We start from the raw sequence: 209 nt of genomic DNA, 5'->3' as shown, positions 1-209 counted from the left end.
GCCGGGACGGCCCGGCGGCTCCAACGACTGGGACCCTCTCGGTCCGCGCAGGCCGCTCCTGACCGAGGAGGGCGTCCGTACCGTCGCCGCCGCGGGTATGGAGATCGGCTCGCACGGGCTGCTGCACCGGGATCTGACGGAGCTGTCGGACGACGAGCTCCGGCGGGAGACCCACGGCAGCCGGGAGGAACTGCGCCGCGTCACCGGCC

At 75.1% G+C, this 209-nt stretch carries 1 protein-coding gene; it reads left to right on the top strand.

Annotated elements, in window-relative coordinates; all coding sequences use genetic code 11:
• The coding region (locus MFF64_RS37725; RefSeq protein ID WP_238194246.1) for a polysaccharide deacetylase family protein at positions 1-209 on the top strand (209 nt) is incomplete at both ends.

Source organism: Methylobacterium frigidaeris, from assembly GCF_022179185.1.
GTDB lineage: Bacteria > Pseudomonadota > Alphaproteobacteria > Rhizobiales > Beijerinckiaceae > Methylobacterium > Methylobacterium frigidaeris.
The sequence above is the reverse complement of the archived record's forward strand: the minus strand, read 5'-3'. Positions and strand labels throughout refer to the sequence as shown.